The sequence below is a fragment of the Kitasatospora acidiphila genome, from assembly GCF_006636205.1.
Taxonomy (GTDB): domain Bacteria; phylum Actinomycetota; class Actinomycetes; order Streptomycetales; family Streptomycetaceae; genus Kitasatospora; species Kitasatospora acidiphila.
Window position 1 is genome coordinate 1,829,931 of record NZ_VIGB01000003.1, and the last position, 16,039, is coordinate 1,845,969.

Sequence of the window (16,039 nt, forward strand, 5' to 3'; positions counted from 1 at the left end):
CGTGTGTTCGAGTTCAACCTGACCCAGATCGCGCTGTGCGCGCTGGATCACGTCAACGACGCGGGTGAACCCGGCGGTCTGCCGACCGACCTGTACGAGGTCATCGGGACCACCTCCGACCAGTTCCGGGACTGGTTCACCCGCGTCTGCCTCTACCTGGTGCGCACCGCCGGCCCGGTGCCGGCCGAGCGCACCGACGAGACCGTGGTGCTCGGCACCGAGTACGGCAACACCGCCGCGCTCGCCAGGCTGCAGCGGGAGGCCGCCACCCAGGGGAGGCGGCTCTCCGCCCAGTACTTCCCCAATGCGACCTCCAGCTCCGCCTCCGCGTTCGTCAACATGAGCATCGGTGCGACCGGCCGCAACATGACGCTCAACGCCGCCAGGCTCACCCCGGTGCTGACCCTGTGGCAGGCGCTGGTGGCACTCGACCGCGGCCGCTCGGCCGGCAGCCGGGTGCTGGTCGGCGACGTCTACTCGCCCGAGGCGCTGCTGGACGCCGGCCTCGACACGCCCGACCTGGCCTGCCGCTCCGGTCTGACGCACGCCACCTTCGCGGCCGGTCGCGAGTACCGCGCCGAGTTCGACCTCCACGGCGGCCAGGAGGGTGCCGGGGTGGGTGACGGCCAGGCCGACGGGGGCTCGATCGAGCTGCTCCGGCCGGGCCGGGAGGCCGAGCTCCAGCAGCCGGACCAGCCCTACGGACGCAACACGGCCTTCATCACCGCCGACTTCCTGCACCTGGTGCGCGGCCTCCAGCCGGGCGAGCAGGCCCGGCTCAGCTGCCGGGACCGCCGGCGCAGCGCCACCGTGACCGTCACCAGGCAGGAGGAGAGCAATGACTGACCGGGGATCCGCTGCGCCCAGCGGCGCCCAGCCGGTGTTCGTGACCGGGCTCGGCATCATCTCGCCGGCCGGAGCCGGGGTGGACGCCTTCTGGGCCGACCTGTGCGCCGGCCGCAGCCGCTTCGAGGAGCTGACCCCGCTCTACCCGGGCATGAAGTCGGGCGTCCTCGGCGGCCGGGTACCGCAGGCGGCGCGCGAGACCGCGCTCGCCAGGGTGAGCCCAGAGACCCGGGCCCAGCCGCGCGCGGCCTCGGTGTTCGCCGAGTTCGCGGCGCTGGAGGCGCTCGGCGACGCGGGGCTGGAGCCCGGCGATCCGGCGCTGCGCACCGCCGTGGTCTGCGTCGGCAGCAGCGACGGCCAGGCCGACGCGCTGGAGGACGAGGTCGCGGGCCGCCGCGGGCTCAAGGAGAGCGGTGGCTTCTGCGGCTCGTCCATCGCCGAGGAGGTCGCCCGCGCCGTCGGCTCGACCGGCCCCGCCTTCACGGTGCAGAGCACCTGCGCGTCGGCCAATGTGGCGCTCTCCTGCGCGCTGGAGATGCTCTGGTCCGGTGTCGCCGACATCGCCGTGGTCGGCGGCTGCGACCCGTACTCGGAGAAGAACATCATCGGCTTCAGCACCCTGCAGGCGATCGGGCCGACGGCCTGCCGGCCGTTCTCGGTGAACCGGCGCTACGTCACCCCCTCGGAGGGGGCGGGCATCCTGGTGCTGCAGACCGAACGCTCGCTGCGTGCCGGTCAGCGGCCGTACGCCGAGGTGCTCGCCACCGCGGTGAGCAACGACGCCAGCCACCCGACCGCCCCGGACCTCGACGGGGTGGCGGCCTGCCACCAGCGGGCCCTGGACGAGGCCGGCCTGACCGCCGACCAGATCGAAGTGATCTTCGCGCACGGCACCGGTAGCCGGGCCAACGACACCATCGAGGGCGGGCTCTTCCGCGAGCGCTACCCGCAGGCGGCGGTCACCGCCATCAAGGGCACCGTCGGCCACCTGATGGGTGCGGCCGGGGCGGCGGGCGCGGTGGCGTCCTGCCTGGCGCTGCGGCACGAGCTGGTGCCGCCGACCGCGGTGCCCACCGAGGAGGTGGAGCCCGGCCTGAACCTGGTGACCGGGGCCGCCCGCGCCGTCCCGGGCCTGCGCCATGTGCAGAGCAACGCCTTCGGGTTCGGCGGCAACAACGCGATCAGCATCTTCCGGAGCGTCCGGTGAGCCTCGCAGCAGTGCCGTCCGCCCTGGTCGACCCGGCCGCGCCGCTGCGGCTGAGTGAGGACGGTCCGCTGGCCGTCCTCACCATGGACAGCGAGCCGATGAACCTCTTCGACCTGCCGATGTGGCAGGCCTGGTCGGCGGCGCTGGACTGGCTGACCGCGCACCCGCCGCGCGGCCTGCTGATCCGGGCCGAGGGTCGGGTGGTCAGCGCCGGGGTGGACGTCAAGGTCTTCGCCGAGCTCGACCCTGGCGAGGCCGAGTCCTTCTGGGCCGACCAGTTGGCGCTGACCCAGGCGCTGGAGCGGCTGCCCTGCCCGACGGTCTTCGCCGCGCACTCGCTGACCCTCACCGCCGCGTTCGAGCTCGCGCTGGCCTGCGATCTGATCGTGGCCACCGGGCCCGCGCGGTTCGGCCTGGTCGAGCGGAAGGTGGGCTTCACGCCGGCGATGGGAGGGACCCAGCGGCTCGCGGAGCGGGCCGGACCGGCGCGGGCGCGCGAACTCGTGATGACCGGCGGCCTGTACCGCGCCTCGACGCTGCTGGACTGGGGCGTGGTCAACGCGGTGTTCCCGCCCGCCGAGTTCAAGGCCGAGTCCCTTGCGTACGCGAGGCGCCTGGCCGCCGGGCCCACCCAGGCCCACCGCGCGACCAAGCGGATCGTGCGGGCCCAGCTCGACGGCGGCGTGGCCGCGGCCGACGCTGTGCTGCCCGCACTCGCCGCCCAGGTCACCGGCACGACCGACCACCGCCGCGCGGTCGCCGCCTTCCTGAGCGACGGGCCCGAGCACGACACGGTGTACCAGGGCAGCTGAGGGGCTGGTTGGCGCCGGCGATTAATGCTGCCCATTATTAGTGCGTCCGTCAGCAGAAGGCGCGGATGGCCAGGAGAACGACGATGATCGCCAACGGGACGGCGGCAAGCAGGGCGCACCCGATGGCACCGGGCAGGTTCTTCCTGCGGAGGCGCTGATCGAGCAGCTTCGCCTCGGAGGTGTCGTTCCGCCAGTGGGGCTGAAGCTCCGCAGTGCCGTCGGCGATCGCCCCGGCCACCCGGGCGACGTCCGCGGGGTGGTACGTGCGCCACTTGCTCTCGCCCCAAGTGGAGTGCGACGCATGGAGGTTGTTGCGGACTCCATTGGCATTCGCGGTGGCGTGCAGGCAGCTCGCCCGGATGGTCGGCCAGGCTCGGGCCAGCTGCCTCTCGCTCAGCCAGGCGACATGCTCAGGATCGGCTGCTGCCACGGCGCACCTTCTCTCTGCGAGCAAGCAGTCTCGCCCCGCTCTGGTCGGACAGGCAACACCCTTTTCCTGTAACCGAGTTAGCAATGGCCAGCATTAATGGGCAGTATTAGTGGGCCACATTAATGGGCCCCATTACCCCAGCGGCGCACTGTGCCAGCGCTCGAACTCCCGGCGCCCCTGCCCCTGCCGGTCCGGGAGTTCGGCGCGGCCGGTGGCCCAGCGGAGGGTGGCCCATGGGTCGTCACCCACCTCGACCTCCGGGAAGAGGCGGGCGAGCGCGCGTGCGCAGGGGTCCGCCGGCGGCGCCCACTCGACGCCGAGACCACGCGCCACGTCGTCCGCATGCACCAGAGTCTCCACCACGCCCATCGCCGCGAACCCCTCCGGGTCGGAGACACCATAGGCATGGAAGGCCCGCGTTGCCGGCGCAGCGGTGCGCACCATCGCCGTCAGCACCGCACCGGCGGCCTCCACTGCCTCCAGCAGCGCCGCCGGACCCGCCTCCCGGTCCACCGAGATAGCCAGCGTCGGGCTGTCAGGCCGTTCCCGTCGCCAGCTCAGCTGCACGAAGTCGTCCAATGGCGGTCGCTTCGGGCCCAGTTGCAGCGCATAGGCGAACAGCGCGTCAGCCAGGTGCTCGATCGCCTCCCAGCAGTCCCAGCTCAACTCCCCCGCCGGTACCGACCAGTCGGCCGCCGAGGCCGGAGCCAGCGCCCCGACCGCCGCCCGCACCGCGGCTTCAAGGTCCGCGGCCGCTCGACTCAACACATCATGATCATCAGTCATGGCGGGAACGGTACAACCCTGCGCATTCCGGCCGCGAACCGGTTTCCCGTCAGGCTCCGGGCGAGTCAAAGTCCGAGCCAGTCAGTCTCCAGTGTGCGCGGTGCCCCCGCCCTCCCCCATTGCGTAGCAGTGCACCGCCACCACCTGGCCGTCCGGCCATTGCTGATCAACCGTCAGCATCCTTGTCCAGCCCTGGCGTTCATAGAGCCCCACGGCCGCGCCGTTCTCCGTCACCACATCGAGGACCGGCCAGAGCCCGGCCGAGCGGGCGTAGTCGGCGGCCACGGCGAGGAGTTCGGCACCCAGGCCGTGACCGCGGGCCACCGGGGCGACATAGAGGCGGCTGAGCGCCACGGTCCGGTCCGGCGCCCGACCGGTCCGCTCGGCCCAGACGTGCGCCGCCGAGGAGTCGGACCCCGGCGCCAGTGCGGCATGGCCGACCACCGCGCCGTCCGGTGCGATCGCCACCCAGCAGGCCAGTTGGTCGGCGTCGGCCAGCCAGTCGGCCGGCCGGTCGGGCCACACCATCGGGTACCCGTCGGCCTTGTGCACCTCGGCAAGCGCCCGCACACAGCCGTCCAGGTCGGCCGACTCGCGGCGCCGTATCCGGTATTCGCGCTCCCTCATGCTCCCGCTCTCCCCCGTCTCCAACTCGCCGTCAGCCATTCACTTATCGCCCAGCCATTGACTTGCCGTCAGCCATTGACGTTGCCGTCAGCCAATCACGGCAAGGTCCAGCAGCCCCGGGAAGCGGGCCTCGAGCTCGGCCCGCCGCAGCCGGTTGACCCGCTTGGCGCCGTCGTCCCGCTGCTCGATCAGTCCGGCCGACCGCAGCACTGCGAAGTGATGACTGAGCGCGGCCTTCCCGACCGGCACGTCGAAGCTACCGCAAGCCCGTTCCCACTCCGGCGACCCGGCCAGCTCACGCACGATCCCCAACCGCACCGGATCCGCGAGCGCCGCGAACACGGCCTGCACCGGGACGTCATCGGGGTGGGTGTGTTCCGGTTCCGCACGGTGACCCATGACTCTCCTCCCTGGGGCTTTCCCTCGTGGCCGTTCCCTCTTGCCGAGTGTTCGATCAACTCCATACACTCAAGGTGTTCGATCCTCATTGAACACCAGGGGCGGCCTGTCCTCAATGGCGGCTGCTCATAACGGAGGGAAGAGCCTGATGCGCGCGATCGTGGTGGAGGAGTTCGGCGGCCCCGAGGTTCTGCAGCTCACCGAGCTGCCGGTGCCCGAGCCGGGTCCCGGACAGGTGAGCATCGATGTCGCCTACGCGGGCGTCAACTTCGCCGAGCTGAAGGCCCGTAGCAACGGCTACCGGGTTCCAGCGCTGCCGTTCCAGCCGGGCCTGGAGGTCTCCGGTCGGATCCGCGCCGTCGGCGAGGGCGTGCCGGAGGCCTACGGTCTGCGCCCCGGCCTGCCGGTTGCCGCGCTCACCCGGTTCGGCGGCTACGCCGACATCGCGGTGGCCGACGCCGACACCGTCTTCGCCGTTCCCGAGGGCGTCTCCCTGCGCACCGCCGCCGCACTGCCGACCGTGCTGCCGACAGCGCACGCACTGCTGCACGAGATCGGGCGGCTGCGGGCCGGCGAGTCGGTCCTCGTGCAGGGTGCGGCGGGCGGAGTCGGCGGTGTCGTCGGCCAGTTGGCGAAGCTGGCCGGGGCCGGCCAGGTCCTGGGCGTGGTCTCCAGCCCGGCGAAGGCGGAATACGCGCTGAAGACCGGCTACGACCATGTCTTCGTCGGCGCCGAGTTCACCGCCGAAGCCGTGCGCGAACGCACTGGCGGCCAGGGCGTCGACCTCGCGCTGGACGCGGTCGGCGGCGACACCTTCCGCGAGAGCCTGGCCGCCCTCACCGCCTTCGGCCGCCTGGTCTCCTTCGGCAACGCCAGCGGAGAGGCCCCGTGGCAGCTCGGCCAGAACGACCTCACACCGGGCCGCACCGTCGCCGGGTTGTCCATCCTGGAGCTCTCCCACCGCGCTCCCGCCGAGCTGCGCACCCTCACCGACCGCGCCTTCGCCCTGGTCGCCGGCGGCTCCGTCGACCCGCTGATCAGCGCCGAACTCCCGCTCACGGACGCGGCCGAGGCACACCGCCTGATCGAATCACGCACCACCACAGGCAAGTTGCTCCTGCGAGTGGCGGGCGAGTAGCGAGGACGCCGACGGTGCCGACGGGCCGCCGCGTCTCAGGCGCGGCACGGTTTCGGCGGCACCTCGGCCTCAGCCACCGAACGCATTGGACGCAGCGAATGTGCCTGCGCCATGCTCTCCCGGTGAACATACCGAGATCCCTTCACTCAACCGCCGCCGCGGCGGTTCTGATCACGGTCCTGGCGAGCTGCTCCCCATTGGGCACGGAGCCGCAGGCGACCGCCTGGAAGTCCCTGCCGGCCTCCGCACCCGCCTCCCCCGCGACCGCCTCGCCGGGCTCGGGCACTTCGTCCACCCCGCCGTCGCCGTCCGATTCGGCCACGGCGTCAGTGACGCCGTCGATGCCGACCTCCGGGCCGGGAGCGCAGTTGATGGCCCAGGTGATGCCGTTGCCGGGCGGTGCGCACGAGTGGACCGACCAGACCGGCGTACTGGATCTCGATGGCTTCGTGCACGAGTTCTTCACCTCCGACGCCTGGACTGAGGAGACATCCCTGTCCAAGGAGCGGGGGTTCGTCACGGCCGCGCGCCGCGGCTGGCGTGCCACGGACGGCAGCCAGTCCTTCGTCTTCCTCGTCCAGTTCGCCAACGCGGCAGGCGCTCAGAGCCTTTACGACAGCATCTCCGAGGGCTGGAAGCAGAATCCGGACCAGGGAACCGTCTTCACCGACTCGGCCGACCATGCGACCGGCCTGAGCGTCACCAAGCTCGACAAGTACGGAAACGCCTACGCCAAGGTCATGGCGGTGCAGGACAACACCCTCATCCGCACCATCTACTTCACGGCTGCCAACCCTGACAAGGCCGGGGCGCAGGACCTGCTCCACCGTCAGCTCGCCGCCATGAGCGACCCCGCTGCACAGGTCGGGGCCTGAGGTCATCCGCCGCGGTGGCGTGTCCTCCGGCCGCTGCTCTCCTCAGGCCTCCGCTCACGCCTTCCCCTCACGCCTCCGCTGACGGCTTCGCCGCGGTCGGGTCCTGCACGGTCAACCCCAGCGCGGCCCGCACCCGTGACTCCGCCTGCGTCGGATCGTGCCCCGCAAGCCCGGCGTACAGCTGGTCGACCGGCGTCGTGGTGTCCGCCGCGGCCGTCCGCCAGAAGGGCTGGTCGGCCGCCAACTCCCATTCGAGCATCGCGGTCGAACCCTGCGCCGCCGGCGGCCAGGTCTTCAGGATCAGACCGCTGCGGATCACCAGCAGATCCTTGGCGGTCTGTTGCAGGCGGGCCCGGTCGGCGGGCTTGCGGGCGTCCCAGTCGAGTTCGCGGATCGATGAGAGGAATGAGAGCTGGTCGGCGGTGAGGGTGCGGGCGTCACAGCGCACGGAGCGGGGAACGGCGTCGGGAGCGATGTCGCGCAGGTAGCAGACGGCGTGGTGACGGCCGAGGTCCCACTCAGTGCGGGTGGTGGGGGCCTGGTGGTACTCGAGCAGCGTCGAGGACTGCGCCCAGAAGTCGTAGACGTAGGCGTTCTTGGAGATTCCGCAGAGCCGATCCGCCTCCGCCTGGGCGGGGCCGGCCCCGGGGAACTCGGTCTCGGTCAGCGTCACCACGCCGGACACCTCACCGTCGTGCAGTGTGGTGCACGGCGTCAGCTTGACCCGCTTGTCGAGAATGGACGGCTGGTTGCGGAAGCAGTCTCCGACCTTCAACTGGACCAGTTCGGGGGAAGAGTGGCCGTTCACCAGACCGACGATGCCCAGGGCGGTGAGCAGCATCCCCACCACACCGAGCACCAGGCCGGCCACCGCCAGCCCCTGGCCGGCCTGGGGGTATCCGGCCCGGGCGCGCCTGCGCAGTTGCACCAGGCCGCTGATGCCGAAGGCGATCGCGGCCGGCCACAGGCAACAGAGGATGCCGGTGACCAGGGAGGTGACCGCCAGGCCGTTGGTGCGGGGGCGAGCGGGCTGCGGACTGAACGGCCCTGGGTACGCGCGCCCGGGGAACTGCACACCGAGGGCACCCGGCGGTGCCGGGATCCGATCGGTGACCGGCGGCGGCACCGCATCACCCGGCGGCGCCCACGGGTCCCTGGGCTCCGGACTCTCCGAACCGTCCGGCCCCTTCGAAGCATCCGGCGCCTTCGAACCGTCCGAACCCTCCGAACCCAGCGAAGCATCCGGCGCCTTCGAACCGTTCGAACCCTCCGAAGCGTCCGCGCCGTCCGCAGTCATCGTTCCCTCACCGTGCCCTCGCCCAGGATCCATCGAATCGACCCGGGACTCTAACGCACCACGCCCGCAACCGAACGCCCAGGGCCGTTTCTACTCCAGTAGCTTTCCGCCCCTGCACTAGCGTGCTGACATCGCCCAGAACCCGCAGGGAGAGTCGCACATGCCCCGAGAGGCACCGTACCTGGCCGTGGCCGATGCCCTGCGAGCACGGATTCTCTTGGGAGAGTGGTCAGTTGGCGAGCCCCTGCCGTCCCGGGCGCGACTGGCCGAGGAGTTCGGGATCGGGCGGAACGTCACCCAGCGGGCCGTGGAGCGCTTGATCGTCGAGGGCCTCCTCGAAGGGCGGGCGGGCTCGGGCACCTATGTCCGCACGCCGCGCGAGCGCCTGCGGATGGTCCGCTCGCGGCACCGCGACGGCTCCCGCACGGGCCTGACCGAGCGGGGACTGACCGAGCGGGGGCGGGCCAACTCCTGGGACTCGCACAGCCAGGTGCGCGTGCCGGCCCCGGAGGCGATCGCCGAGCGGCTCGCCATCAGGCCCGGGGAGCTCTGCGTCACCACGCACTACGAGTTCCTCGCCGACGGGCAACCCGTGCAACTCTCCCACTCCTGGGAGCCCATGGCCATCACCTCCGGAACCCCGATCGTCCTGCCCGAGCAGGGCCCGTTCGCGGGCAAGGGCGTGGTCGAGCGGATGCGCGCCATCGGGGTGGCGGTCGAGACCGTGGTGGAGCTGCCGCGCCCGGCCCGTGCCACCCCGGCGCAGGCGCACCTGCTGGGGGTCGGCGCCGGGGATCTGGTGCTCCTGATCGAGCGGACCATCTACGACAGCGACGGACGTCCGGTGGAGACCGCCGACATGGTCGTTCCGGACGGGCGCCGAGCGGTGGTCTACGAGTTCGGAATCGACCAACCCTAGGCCAACCTGTTCCAACCTGTTCCATCCCTACTTGCTGAAACGGTACTTCACGGATGGACGTGACTCGCATGCCACAGCCCTCCCGGTTCGGACTGCTCCGCGACCCGGATTTCGGTCGGCTGTTCGCCGCCACCGCGCTGGGTCAACTCGGCGACCGCATCATCTTCTTGGCGCTGCCGCTGGTGGCGATCGTGGCCTTGAAGGCCGAGGCGTTCCAGGTCGGGCTGCTGACGGCGACGACCACGGCGGGCTCGCTGCTGGTAGGACTGCCGGCCGGTGCCTGGGTGGACCGGGTACGGAAGCGAACGGTGATGATCGGCACCGATCTGGTGCGGGCGCTGGTCCTGTCGACGATACCGCTGGCTTGGTGGGCGGGCCGCCTGACGGTCTGGTGGCTCTACGCGGTCGCGCTGGTCCATGGCGTGCTGACCGTCTTCTTCGATGTCGCGTACGTCAGCTATCTGCCGCATCTGGTGGGTCGCGGCAGCCTGGTCGAAGGGAACGCACGGCTCTCGGCGATCCGCTCGGTGACCAGCATCAGCGGCCCGGTGGTGGCGGGCCCGCTGGTGGGCGCGGTCGGTGCCCCCGCAACGCTGCTGGCGAGTTCGGCCGGAATGGCCCTGTCCGGCTTGCTCGCGGCCACCATCCGCAGACGCGAGGGGCGGCGGCCGACACCGACCGAGCGCCCCCGACTGCGTCTTGAGGTCACAGAGGGGCTGAAGTTCGTCGCTCGACACCCCGTGTTGCGCGCGACCGTCCTCGGGGACGCGGTCTTCAGCCTCTCCCTGGTGATGTATCAGACCATGCTGCTGGTCTTCCTGGAACGGGAGTTGCGCCTCGGCGCCCTGGGTGTCGGCCTGATCCTGTCGGGAATGGGCTGCGGCGCCCTGCTGGGCGCGCTGGTGGCCGCGAAGGTCGCGCGGCGGATCGGGCAAGGGCCGGCCATCTGGCTTGCACCGCTGGTTACTTGTCCGCTGACGGGCCTGATGCCGTTGACCCGGCCCGGTGGAGACATGGTCCTGTACGCGGCTGCGGTCGGCCTCGCGGCGCTGTCGCTGGGCGGAGTCGTCCGCGTGGTGGCCCAGTCGAGTCTGCAGCAGGCCCTCACACCTGACCGGCTGCTGGGCCGGATGAGCGCGACGGCCCGGTTCGTGTCCTGGGGCGGCCTGCCGCTGGGCGGCGTCCTGGGAGGCGCCTCGGGCACCGCGTTCGGTGCGCCAACCACCTTGTGGATCGGCACAGTCGGCATGACGCTGAGCTTCCTGCCCGCCTTCCTGTCACCGCTGCGCACCATGACCGCGCCCACCCTCCAAGACGGGGGTGGGCGCGATGAAGGACCAGCCGACGACCGTCAGCTGAGCGACGCGAGGTAGGCGCCCGCCTTCTCCGGGTCGAAGAACCAGTTCTCGAAGTCGGTCGCGTTGTCGAAGCCGTTGGCGAACCGGTCGGCGACCGGCTGGAGCTGACCGGCGGCGCCGATCAGGTTGAGCACGTGCTCCGGCGGCGGGGCGAGCATCGCGTTGGTCCACTTGGTGACCGGACCGGCGCTCACCCAGTAGCGGTCGAAGGCGCCCTGCATGAAGTCACGGTCGAACGGGCGGTCGCCATGGGCGAGGATCGCGTCCAGGTAGACGGCGGCGCACTTGGCGGCGTTGTTGGAGCCCTGGCCGGTAATCGGGTCGTTGGCCACCACCACGTCGGCGACTCCCAACGCCAGGCCACCGCTGGGCAGTTCGGCGATCGGGTTGCGCACCACGGGGGCATAGCGGCCGGCCAGGGTGGCACCGGCGTCGGTCAGCTCGACGCCGCCGAGGGTGCGCTCGTACTCCCAGGGCGTGAAGGTCTTCATCAGCTCCAGGGTCAGCCGCAGGTGCTCGCCCGGGTCCTTGACGTCACCGAAGACGTCCAGCGGGCCACCGGGGATGCCCTCCCAGAAGATGATGTCGCAGGGGCCGGACACGGTGAGCGCCGGAATCATGAACAGCTCGCCGACACCCGGGACCAGGTTGCAGCGCACCGCCTTGAAGTCGTGCTCCGGGCGCGGGCCAAGGCCGTGCACATAGGCGACGGCGAGGGCGCGCTGCGGGGTGGAGTACGGCGAACGGGAGTCGTCGCGACCGAACATGGAGACCAGCTCGCCCTTGCCGGCGGCGACCACCACCAGGTCGTAGCGGCGGCTGAAGTAGTCCAGGTCGGAGACGGTGACGCCGTGCACCACGACCTTGCCGCCACGCTGCTCGAAGGCCTCCAGCCAGCCGGCCATCTTGATCCGCTGGTCCACCGACTGGGCGTAGCCGTCCAGCTTGCCGACCCAGTCGATGACGCGCTGGGACTCGGGGCCGGCCACCGAGACGCCGAGGCCCTCGACTCTCGGCGCGGCCTCCTCCCAGAAGTTGAGGCCGAGTGCGCGCTCATGGCCGAGCGCGGTGTTGAACATGCACTGGGTGGAGAGCACTCGGCCGTCGCGCACCTCACCGGCGGTGCGGTTGGTCATCACCGTGACGTCGTAGCCGTTGGCCTGGAGGCCCAGAGCGAGCTGGAGTCCGGCCTGACCGGCGCCGACGATAAGTATCTTGCGCAAAGCTGCCTGCCTTCTTGCGAAGTGTTGCTGAGGGTTGTGAGGAAGGTGAGCTGAAGGCCGTCAGCTTACGGGGGCCGGCTCGGCGGCCAGGGCGTGCACCATCAGCTGGATCAACACGTCGACGACGGAAGCGCGTTGACGTGCGTCGAAGATCAGCACCGGCACGTGGTCGGGGATGGCGAGCGAGTCGCGCACCGCCTCCGGCGAATACACGGGGGCACCCTCGAACTGGTTGACCGCAACCACGAACGGCAGGCCGCTGCCCTCGAAGTAGTCCAACGCCGGGAAGGAGTCGGCCAGTCGGCGGGTGTCCGCCAGCACCACGGCGCCGACCGCACCACGGACCAGGTCGTCCCACATGAACCAGAACCGGCCCTGCCCCGGCGTGCCGAACAGGTAGAGCACCAGGTCGGATTCCAGGCTGATCCGACCGAAGTCCATGGCCACGGTGGTGGACGTCTTGTTCGGAACGGCCGCGGTGTCGTCGACGCCGACGCTGGCCTCGGTCATCACCGCCTCGGTGGTGAGCGGCGGGATCTCGGAGACCGAGGTGACGAAGGTGGTCTTGCCGACGCCGAAGCCGCCCGCCACCACGATCTTGGTGGAGGTGGCCGAACCGGCCACCAGCGGCACGCCGGGTGGCAGCGCGCCCGGCTGGGGCACGTCGAACGGCGCGTCAGAGCTTGCGAAGTCCACCGAGCACCCTTTCCAGCAAGTCGCGCTTGCCCGACAACGCCGCCTCGGTGTCGAGCGGTTGGGCCGAGTCGTCGCCGTGCACCCGCACCCGGCCCTGCTCGGCGAGATCGCTGACCAGCACCTTCACCACGCCGAGCGGGATCTGCAGCAGCGCCGAGATCTCCGCGATCGAGCGCATCTGACCCCTCGTCAGATCGCAGATGGCGGCCAGCTCCGGCAGGCTGCGGTCGGCCGGGTCCGCCGGGCGGTTGAGCGCCGACACCAAGGTCTCGACCAGCAGCACCCGCCCGAGCCGGGTCCGGCCGCGGGTGATGGTGTACGGCCGCACCCGGGAGGAACGCCCTTGGCCGGTACGGCCGGTGTCGGCGCGCAGGCTGCGCCCGGCACCCGGGCCGACCGTACTCACGGGGATACCGCTGTGGGCGGTGCCGGACATGCTTCCCACCTCCTGGGAACTGTTGCTCATCGGACCGCCAACGCCCGGCGGAGCTCGCTGCGCACCTGGGGAGTAAGGGCGTGGCCGGCGCGCTCGACCAGCAGCGACATCTGGTAGGCCAGCACGCCCAGATCGCACTGGAGTGAGGCGTACACCCCGAGGCAGGAGCCGTCGCTGATGGCCATCACCACCACATGGCCCTCGTCCATGGTGACCATGGTCTGCTTGACCGCGCCGAACTCGATGGCCCGGGCCAGTCCGCCGGCCAGGCTGGTCAACGCCGAGACGATGGCCGAGAGTTCGTCGGCCTTGCGGCCCTGCTGGGAGTCGGCGAGCAGCAGCCCGTCGGCGGAGACGACGACGGCCTCGGCCACCCCCGGCACCTGGCCGAGGAAGTCGCCGAGCAGCCAGTGGACGTTCATCGCGGCCTGGCTGACCAAGGATTGGGGCATCGCGCCGTGCGGTGGCGGGGCGGACTGGGCGGGGGCGAGCTGGTAGTCGAAGTCGCTCATCGGTTCTGTCCCTCGGATCCCTCGGGAGCGGACTCTCGGGCTGCCTGACGCAGCCCGCTCTGGAAGCCGCCCAGTCGGCGGCGCAGCTCTTCGGCGGAGGTGCGCGAACGGGCCGACAAGGCCTGCGCGTCGGCGGGGCTCGCGCCGCCGCCCGTCGCCTCCGGCCTGGCGTGCGCCGGACCGGAGGCACCGGTGACCCTGCGCAGCCCGGAGGCCGGGGCCTCACCCGTGCCCGGCAGGCCGGTCGGGCGCGGCACTCGGCGCGGCAGGCCGAACTCGGTCAGCTGCTCGCCCTGGGCGTGGATATGACGGATCATCAGTTGCTGCGTGGGCTGGTCCAACGGGTTGCTGTCCACGCTGACCGGCTCAGCCACACCCGGCTCGGCGGCACCCGACGCGGCGGCACCCGGCTCAGCGGCACCCGGCTCAGCAGCGGAGGCCTCGAAAGCAGCAGAGGCCTCGGAAGCAACGGCGGGCTCTGCAACTGGGGCCTCGGAGACAGCCGGCTCCGCAGCCGGGGCCACGGAGGCAGCCGGCTCCGCAGCTGGGACCTCGGAGGAAGCCGGCTCCGCAGCTGGGACCTCGGCCACGCCCGTTGCGTCAGCGCCGCCGCCCTCCGCCGCAACAGCCCGGGCAGCGTGCGCAGGCCGCCGCCGGGGCAGCGCGGGCAGCTCGCCGCCCCCCGGCGCGGGCGCGGCCGCCGGTGCGGGGGCAGCCGGCGCGGGCACGGTGGCTGCGGTAGCGGCAGCGGCCGCCTCGGCGGCCCGCGTCTCCACCGCCCGCACCTGCGCCGCGGCCGCGGCCGCACTGCGCTCGGCCTGCCGCTGGTCGTCGAGGTCGGCGGTGCTGAGGTCGTCCTGCTGCAGCGCCTCACGCGGCAGCACCACCATGGCGGTCACCCCGCCGCCCTGCCCGTTCTCGCGCAGCTGCACCCGCAACCCGTGCCGCGCGGCCAGCCTGGCGACCACGAAGAGGCCCATGCTGCGCCCGGTCAACGCGCCGGCCATCAGCGCGTCCCGCCGCTCGGTCGGGTCGCTGGGCAGCTGCTCGGCGAGTTGCTCGTTGAGGGCGCGCATCCGGTCCGGCGGCAGGCCGATGCCCCGGTCGTTGACCGAGATCATCAGTTCGCCGTTGTCCAACAGCCAGCCGCCGATCTCGACTTGCTCCTGCGGCGGCGAGAACGCGGTGGCGTTCTCCAGCAGTTCGGCGAGCAGGTGGCTGGTGTCGTCGGCGACCGCGCCGGTGAGTCGGACAGCGGCCAGGAAGCCGAGCTTGACCCGCTCATAGCGCTCGATCTCGGAGACCGCGGCGCGCACCACATCGAGCAGGGTCACCGTCTTGCGGCTGCGCTGGCTGTTCTCCAGGCCGGCGAGCAGCAGCATGTTCTCGCTGTTGCGGCGCATCCGGGTGGCCAGGTGGTCGAGCCGGAACAGGTTGTCCAGCTGCGTGGCGTCGGTTTCCCGACCCTCCAGCGTCTCGATCAGCACCAGTTGACGCTCGACCAGGGTCAGGGTGCGCATCGCGAGGTTGACGAAGGTCGCGTCCACGCTGCCCTGCAGGTCGTCGCGTTCCTTCTCCAGGCCGTCCCGCTGGGAGAGCAGCTGGCTGTGCTCCTGCCGGAGGCTCTTCAGCCGCTCGACGGTGCCGGCGTGGGCGGCGGCGGCCTCGCTCCACTGCTCGGTCAGGTCGTGCTGCTGCCGCTGGAGATCCTCGTAACTGCGAAGCAGTCGCTGGTTTTCGGCGGCCTGCGCCTGGAGTTGGCGCTGCTGGGCCTCGCGCTCGCCATCCATTCTGGTGCGCTCCGCCATCAACCCGGCTCGCTCGTCGAGCACTTGGGAGAGGTGGCGGGCGGCCTGGTCGCGGGCCCGCTCCAGCGGGCGGGCGGTGATCCGGCGGACCGCCACCGCGGTGCCGCCGAGCAGCACCACGGCCACACTGACCGTCCAGGCTTCGGTCCCCCCGGAGTTGGCGGAGCATCCGGCCAGGGTGGTCAGCCCGGGTAGCACGAGCATGGTTCTGCGGAGGCGACGTGGAACCCGGTCGGAACGGCCGGGCAGCGCGGGCTTCAGACGCGCGATCCTCTTACGCAACGGTGCTCTCAATCTCGCCAGCTTTGAGCATCACGGCCTTTGCCTGGCCCTGATGTCATCCTTGGACAGCTGGCCGCACCCCCATCCGCCGCTGACACCCGCAGAGTGAAGCGTAGAACCCTTTCGAGAACAAGATCAACTCTTTCACGAATCCTTAACTGTTTTCTCGGTGACACCGCGCACACTCCGCGTTTCCGCAGGTCACAGACGCATCACAGCAAGTCAGCACAAATCCCCCGCACGAATCGACGTGACGGACATCACATCAGGTGCACTTGGGAGATGATCCGCGAACTGACGAAACGCCAAAGGGCTGGCCGGGACCGTGTGAACACAGTCCGGACCAGCCCTTGACTTCTCCCCAACATTTCACACGACCATCACGGCC

General features: G+C 71.2%; 18 protein-coding genes. 7 read left to right on the forward strand and 11 right to left on the reverse strand.

What is annotated here, in order from left to right:
* The first annotated feature begins 3 nt into the window (after positions 1 to 3).
* From E6W39_RS09240 to E6W39_RS09250, 3 genes are read left to right on the forward strand one after another with little or no spacing between them, the layout of a single operon-like run.
* A complete protein-coding gene (locus E6W39_RS09240; protein WP_141633115.1) occupies positions 4 to 846 on the forward strand; it encodes a hypothetical protein in 843 nt (280 codons plus the stop codon).
* Complete coding sequence (locus E6W39_RS09245) at positions 839 to 2,053, forward strand: beta-ketoacyl-[acyl-carrier-protein] synthase family protein (RefSeq protein ID WP_141633116.1); 1,215 nt, start codon at positions 839 to 841, stop codon at positions 2,051 to 2,053. Before E6W39_RS09240 ends, E6W39_RS09245 begins: the two co-directional genes overlap by 8 nt.
* Positions 2,050 to 2,865: an enoyl-CoA hydratase/isomerase family protein gene (locus E6W39_RS09250; RefSeq protein WP_228718045.1), complete on the forward strand. Its 816-nt coding sequence runs from the start codon at positions 2,050 to 2,052 to the stop codon at positions 2,863 to 2,865. The genes E6W39_RS09245 and E6W39_RS09250 overlap by 4 nt, the downstream gene beginning before the upstream one ends.
* A 49-nt stretch (positions 2,866 to 2,914) precedes the next feature.
* Here the strand turns inward: E6W39_RS09250 and E6W39_RS09255 are convergent, their stop codons facing one another.
* The 4 genes from E6W39_RS09255 to E6W39_RS09270 form a co-directional block, all read right to left on the reverse strand.
* Complete coding sequence (locus tag E6W39_RS09255) at positions 2,915 to 3,295, reverse strand: hypothetical protein (RefSeq protein WP_141633117.1); 381 nt, start codon at positions 3,293 to 3,295, stop codon at positions 2,915 to 2,917.
* Between the two features lie 132 nt (positions 3,296 to 3,427).
* Entirely contained in the window at positions 3,428 to 4,081 is a 654-nt protein-coding gene (locus E6W39_RS09260; RefSeq protein WP_141633118.1) for a DinB family protein, read from the reverse strand.
* Positions 4,082 to 4,162: 81 nt separating this feature from the next.
* The gene (locus E6W39_RS09265) at positions 4,163 to 4,708 is read right to left on the reverse strand and encodes a GNAT family N-acetyltransferase (protein ID WP_141633119.1); all 546 of its coding nucleotides are present in this window, start codon (positions 4,706 to 4,708) and stop codon (positions 4,163 to 4,165) included.
* An 87-nt stretch (positions 4,709 to 4,795) separates the two neighbouring features.
* Complete coding sequence (locus E6W39_RS09270; protein WP_141633120.1) at positions 4,796 to 5,107, reverse strand: ArsR/SmtB family transcription factor; 312 nt, start codon at positions 5,105 to 5,107, stop codon at positions 4,796 to 4,798.
* Positions 5,108 to 5,255: 148 nt separating this feature from the next.
* Here E6W39_RS09270 and E6W39_RS09275 point away from each other — a divergent pair, with 148 nt between their 5' ends.
* Positions 5,256 to 6,245, forward strand: a complete 990-nt coding sequence (locus tag E6W39_RS09275) for a quinone oxidoreductase family protein (RefSeq protein WP_141633121.1) — start codon at positions 5,256 to 5,258, stop codon at positions 6,243 to 6,245.
* 142 nt (positions 6,246 to 6,387) lie between these two features.
* Here the strand turns inward: E6W39_RS09275 and E6W39_RS09280 are convergent, their stop codons facing one another.
* Entirely contained in the window at positions 6,388 to 6,567 is a 180-nt protein-coding gene (locus tag E6W39_RS09280; RefSeq protein WP_141633122.1) for a hypothetical protein, read from the reverse strand.
* A 49-nt stretch (positions 6,568 to 6,616) separates the two neighbouring features.
* On the opposite strand from E6W39_RS09280, the gene E6W39_RS09285 reads away from it, so the two are divergent.
* The gene (locus E6W39_RS09285) at positions 6,617 to 7,120 is read left to right on the forward strand and encodes a hypothetical protein (protein ID WP_141633123.1); all 504 of its coding nucleotides are present in this window, start codon (positions 6,617 to 6,619) and stop codon (positions 7,118 to 7,120) included.
* A gap of 67 nt (positions 7,121 to 7,187) precedes the next feature.
* Here the strand turns inward: E6W39_RS09285 and E6W39_RS09290 are convergent, their stop codons facing one another.
* The gene (locus E6W39_RS09290; protein WP_181799169.1) at positions 7,188 to 8,246 is read right to left on the reverse strand and encodes a DUF4190 domain-containing protein; all 1,059 of its coding nucleotides are present in this window, start codon (positions 8,244 to 8,246) and stop codon (positions 7,188 to 7,190) included.
* A gap of 331 nt (positions 8,247 to 8,577) precedes the next feature.
* Here E6W39_RS09290 and E6W39_RS09295 point away from each other — a divergent pair, with 331 nt between their 5' ends.
* Together E6W39_RS09295 and E6W39_RS09300 are read left to right on the forward strand one after the other, a co-directional pair.
* Positions 8,578 to 9,336 carry a GntR family transcriptional regulator gene (locus E6W39_RS09295; protein ID WP_141633125.1) on the forward strand — a complete coding sequence of 253 codons (759 nt, stop codon included), beginning with the start codon at positions 8,578 to 8,580 and terminating at the stop codon, positions 9,334 to 9,336.
* 68 nt (positions 9,337 to 9,404) lie between these two features.
* Positions 9,405 to 10,709 (forward strand): MFS transporter, encoded by a 1,305-nt coding sequence (locus E6W39_RS09300; protein ID WP_141633126.1) that lies wholly within the window; start codon positions 9,405 to 9,407, stop codon positions 10,707 to 10,709.
* On the opposite strand, the gene E6W39_RS09305 is transcribed toward E6W39_RS09300, so the two are convergent.
* The 5 genes from E6W39_RS09305 to E6W39_RS09325 are packed head-to-tail and all read right to left on the reverse strand — an operon-like array spanning position 10,688 to position 15,573.
* On the reverse strand, positions 10,688 to 11,917 hold the full coding sequence (locus E6W39_RS09305; RefSeq protein ID WP_141633127.1) for a styrene monooxygenase/indole monooxygenase family protein: 1,230 nt from the start codon (positions 11,915 to 11,917) through the stop codon (positions 10,688 to 10,690). The genes E6W39_RS09300 and E6W39_RS09305 overlap by 22 nt on opposite strands.
* Before the next feature lie 60 nt (positions 11,918 to 11,977).
* On the reverse strand, positions 11,978 to 12,613 hold the full coding sequence (locus tag E6W39_RS09310; RefSeq protein ID WP_141633128.1) for a GTP-binding protein: 636 nt from the start codon (positions 12,611 to 12,613) through the stop codon (positions 11,978 to 11,980).
* Positions 12,594 to 13,049: a DUF742 domain-containing protein gene (locus E6W39_RS09315; protein WP_141633129.1), complete on the reverse strand. Its 456-nt coding sequence runs from the start codon at positions 13,047 to 13,049 to the stop codon at positions 12,594 to 12,596. Before E6W39_RS09315 ends, E6W39_RS09310 begins: the two co-directional genes overlap by 20 nt.
* Positions 13,050 to 13,075: 26 nt before the next feature.
* Positions 13,076 to 13,501 carry a roadblock/LC7 domain-containing protein gene (locus E6W39_RS09320; RefSeq protein WP_141637630.1) on the reverse strand — a complete coding sequence of 142 codons (426 nt, stop codon included), beginning with the start codon at positions 13,499 to 13,501 and terminating at the stop codon, positions 13,076 to 13,078.
* Between the two features lie 56 nt (positions 13,502 to 13,557).
* Positions 13,558 to 15,573 (reverse strand): ATP-binding protein, encoded by a 2,016-nt coding sequence (locus tag E6W39_RS09325; RefSeq protein WP_141633130.1) that lies wholly within the window; start codon positions 15,571 to 15,573, stop codon positions 13,558 to 13,560.
* Between the last annotated feature and the right edge of the window lie 466 nt (positions 15,574 to 16,039).